Source organism: Allocoleopsis sp., from assembly GCF_036703385.1.
Taxonomy (GTDB): domain Bacteria; phylum Cyanobacteriota; class Cyanobacteriia; order Cyanobacteriales; family Coleofasciculaceae; genus Allocoleopsis.
Genome location: NZ_DATNPA010000406.1, coordinates 1 through 4220 on the forward strand (window position 1 = coordinate 1; position 4220 = coordinate 4220).

Sequence of the window (4220 nt, forward strand, 5' to 3'; positions counted from 1 at the left end):
AAAAAAATGCAACTTTCCAATTCATCTTCTGTGCAGACACCCCAGCCTGTTTTACACAAATCGTTGAATCAAACAGATAGTGTTGGTAACACCGTTACGGGAGTTCTGCTCATTATCCTTCCTATCTGTCTTGTATTAGGAGGTTTTTTGGGCAGAAAATGTTACCGTACTCATCGGGCTAAGGTTCTACGTCGGCAGATTGAGTCTTTGGAGAAAATGTGGCAGATTAGTCCCAACAAGCAATCCTAAAAGGAATGTCACTGACTTAAGAACTTTCCTAGCTCACCAACTAACCCTTGTGCAGGGGGTCTCTAGGTAGGCACTCCGTCCCCCAGTGGGGGGTTTGGGGGGTTTCCCCCCAATCTGGGTTTTTTTCAAAGAACGATTACTTCTTGCTTAAGTCAGTGCCATTCGACTTAAGAACTCTCCTACCTCACCAACCAACCCTTGTGCACCGGAGCTTTAGTGAGGAGGTCTGGGGGGAACCCCCCCAATCTTGGTTTTTCCAAGAAACGATTACTTCTTGCTTAAGTCAGTCCCATTTATCCTAAAAGCGCTTTGCGGTTCGGCAATTCCTCACATAGATAGCAGGGGAGAACTTGGACGCGTCTGTGTGATCATTTCAAAACTCGCGGGACTGAGGTTTCACGATGATGAGGAACATAGCCCCAGTCTCGTCTTTATTGTGAAAATTACCCTCCCAGCTGATCAGATTGTGCAACAATTCTATGCACAATCCGAAAGAGATGAGTCTCAGGCGGCGAGTGCGATACTATCCAAGTGTAGTCTGCATTACACCTACATTATGGAGCCAGATTCACTACCCGCAGAGCTGATTCTGACGCACCCGCGTCAGACTCTGGGAAATATCCAGCTTGACTGGACACCCCAACCCGGTAACTATCTCGACTTTGAAGGTCAGACCTACGCGGTTTTAGAACGCCGCCACCGCTATCATTTAAAATCAGGGCGCTATCGCTTACACAAAATTGCACTTTATGTACAGTCAGCTCAACGCCCAACCGAGAAGAGCCTGATTGAAGGACGCTGGGTACTGGGTGATGCCTCCTGCTGTTTCAATGCTCATTCTGAACTGATTCGTTGTGCTGTCAATCCAGAAGGCCCCTGTGAATCTTGCCGCTTCTACGAACGCTCTCACCCAGAACTTCAAACCTGACCGTTACTCAAAACCTCTCCTACTGTTAAACGCATCCCATTAGCAAAATCCCAAGCCTGCTGAGCGCGTTTGCCAGCTAGTTGTACTTCCTGTAATAGCAACAGTCCGTCGCCGGTTTGAATAATTGGACCGACTCCTTTCACGATGCTCACTACTTCTCCAGGACGCCCCGACATCTGTACTAGAGAAGACCACTGCTGCTTGAGTACGTCTAACTCTGAGGGTAACTGAGAGAAGTAAGCTGAGCCGAGAGGAACGGTGGCAATGACTTTCAGCGCTTTATCCTGAAATGACGCCACACAGTTCGGAAAAAATCCCCTCACCTGATTGTGTAACTCAATCGCCGATCGCGACCAATCCAAACAATAATCCGCTTTTTGAATTAGTGAGGCGTAGGTTGCCTGAGAATCATCTTGAGCAATAGGCTGAGTTTCTTGGCGTCCCAGCTTTAGAAGCGTTTCAACTAATAAATCTGCGCCCAACTCAGAAAGCATCTGCGCCAACTGCTGGGCGTTATCCAACAGGTTAATGGGGGTGTAAGCCTTCAGCAGCATGGCTCCTGTGTCCATCCCAGCATCCATCAGCATTGTAGTGATACCCGTTTCTGTTTCCCCATGATACAGACACCACTGGATAGGGGCGGCACCCCGATATTTAGGCAGAATTGAGCCATGAACATTAATACAACCCAGCTTCGGCATATCTAGAATTTCTGGCGAGAGAATTTGCCCATAAGCCACAACGACAAAAACATCTGCCTCTGCCTCTCGCAACTGAGTGAGGGTTTCGGCACTCTTTTTTACCCGCTTTGGTTGCCAGACGGGGAGTTGTTGCGCTAAAGCAATGGCTTTCACCGGTGAGGGAGTCAGCTGGTTACCGCGTCCTCGACGCTTATCCGGTTGGGTAACAACACCTAGGAGTTCAACTTCAGGATGGTTAAGCAAGCGTTCTAAGCTAGGCACTGCAAACTGAGGAGTACCGAAAAAAATGACTTTCATTAGGGTTGCAGGTTGAAGGTTGCAGGTTGAAGGTTGAAGGTTGCAGGTTGCAGGTTGAAGGTTGAACAGAGGAATCTGCTAACGTTCAACCTGCTCACCTAAACTTAATCAACGGCGATTTCAACGCGACGGTTGCGTTGTCGGTTGGCGTCGGTATCATTAGCGACAAGGGGACGAGTTCCGCCATAGCCAACAACTATCCATCGGTATTGATCGCCCAATGCGCTGACGAGATACTGCTGAACGGCTTTGGCACGGCGAAAGGATAGTTCGCGATCGCTTTCAGCATTACTATCGGCGTCTGTGTGGGCAGTAATGCGGATTGTGCTTGAAGGGTAGCCGCGTAAATCCGTGATGATTTTGTCTAATATCAAACTCGCTTCTGAGCGCAAAAGGCTATTGCTCTGCTCAAATAAGAGGTCACTGGGCAAAGTAACCTTCAATTGCTCAGATGATGAGACAGAGTTAGAAACAGGTGTGAGTTGATTGCCACTGCTGTTTGCGATCGCCTGAACTTCCTGGTTAGAAGGCAGTACTCCTTCGAGTTGCAGAGCGATCGCTTGCATTCGCGCTTCTAGCGCTTCATTCGGACGATTGCTGCCGAGTTGGGTTTCTAGCGTTGCCACAGCTTCATTCATTGACTTCAACTGTGCCTGCAACTGGTTGAGCTTGGCTTGTGCTTGCTGTTTTTGGATGGGTGTTAACTGGGGTGAATTGGTAGAGGTTGATACTGTCTTGGAGCTGGAATGGGGTAACGTCGAAGGGAGCTTTTTGTCAAGACCTTCGAGTACTTTAAGGATTAGAGGCCGCTCTGGATTGGGATTGGGATACAAGTTAGCGAGGACAATGCCCAAAATCAGGGCTAGACCCCCGCCTACGCCCAGCAGTAGCAATCGGAAAATTAGAATAAGTAACCACCAGGGTCTGGCGGTTGATTTAGCAGGGGAAGTCTTAGCGGCTGAACTAGTGGATTGAGTCACCGATTTTCCTGAATGTCATTCAGTCCTTAGAAGAATCATAGAGACAAACGATGAATTCGATCATGCCCCTAAGCCGACGAAAGTCGCAACCAACCACCACATCAAGGAGAGAACAACACTCATAACCTCAAAGTGAAAACTTTCGTAAAAGAGTGACTTGATGAATTCTTAACTTGTTATACATAACATAAGGAATATTCCTGTAGTTCTTTGGGCGTTGCTCCTTACACATAAAGCGCACTCTAGCAACCCCAATCCTTAATATCCAAAAGAATACTGTATTGAGTAGGAGGGTTTCGCAAGTAACCCTATTTACTGCTTTTAGCCGTTCTACTCACTTATGGCACATAGCCTAGCTGTACAGGCTCATCCAGTCAATGTGCCTAAGGTTCTAAAACCATCAGCGGTGCCATCTTCCTAGCCCTCAACCGAAGTGACTGAAGAAATATCCCAAGAATATGACTCAATCCAGAGTGACTGAAGAAATAGTCCAAGACATGACTCAACCAGGAGTACAAATTGACCCCCTTGATAGCCCTCATCCCATTCCCTGGAATTGGGTGTTGGCTACTCATGCCGAACTGAGTGCGAGTAACAGTTCTGGGGTACGGTATTATCGCAGCCAGTCACTCCTTTCTCCCGATGGTCAGTACGCTGCCTATAGTCGAATTCAGATGGAGGGACAGCCGGAGCTATACCGAAGCCGCATCACCAGTGTGATTTTCATAGAAAATTTGCAGACGGGCGATTTACGGACGATCACCGCCTCTTCGCCTTTGGCGGATCATCCCATGTTCAGCGAGCAAGACGCTGATATGCCAGGGCTAATTACCATTTTGATACCCGTTTCTTGGTCACAGTCAGGCGATCGCCTCCTCGCAAGGCAGTTTGAAGGACTCTTTAACACGACGGAGGTTTCGGATTATGCGATCGTGTGGGAGCGGCGGCAAAATCGTACCATGACCCTAGCTCCTCAGAGCGTTCAATATGATATAGCCGTGTTGCTGGGTTGGAGTTATAGGCACCCCGATCGCGTTCTGTTTCGCGCTGGGGAATTGGGCAATG

Annotated in this window: 5 protein-coding genes; 3 read left to right on the forward strand and 2 right to left on the reverse strand. The window is 48.3% G+C overall.

Annotated elements, in window-relative coordinates:
* Both V6C93_RS20075 and V6C93_RS20080 read left to right on the forward strand, forming a co-directional pair.
* On the forward strand, nucleotides 1–249 hold a 249-nt coding region (locus V6C93_RS20075), incomplete at its 5' end, for a hypothetical protein (protein ID WP_333478445.1).
* Between the two features lie 556 nt (nucleotides 250–805).
* Entirely contained in the window at nucleotides 806–1177 is a 372-nt protein-coding gene (locus V6C93_RS20080; protein WP_349262777.1) for a DUF6464 family protein, read from the forward strand.
* On the opposite strand, the gene fmt is transcribed toward V6C93_RS20080, so the two are convergent.
* Nucleotides 1168–2175 (reverse strand): methionyl-tRNA formyltransferase, encoded by a 1008-nt coding sequence (gene fmt, locus V6C93_RS20085; protein WP_333478447.1) that lies wholly within the window; start codon nucleotides 2173–2175, stop codon nucleotides 1168–1170. The two genes, V6C93_RS20080 and fmt, sit on opposite strands and share 10 nt — an antisense overlap.
* Nucleotides 2176–2279: 104 nt before the next feature.
* Nucleotides 2280–3155, reverse strand: coding sequence for an OmpA family protein (locus V6C93_RS20090; protein ID WP_333478448.1), 876 nt, complete (start codon nucleotides 3153–3155; stop codon nucleotides 2280–2282).
* 458 nt (nucleotides 3156–3613) lie between these two features.
* Here V6C93_RS20090 and V6C93_RS20095 point away from each other — a divergent pair.
* Nucleotides 3614–4220 (forward strand): hypothetical protein (locus V6C93_RS20095; RefSeq protein WP_333478449.1); only part of this gene is annotated, 607 nt, incomplete at its 3' end.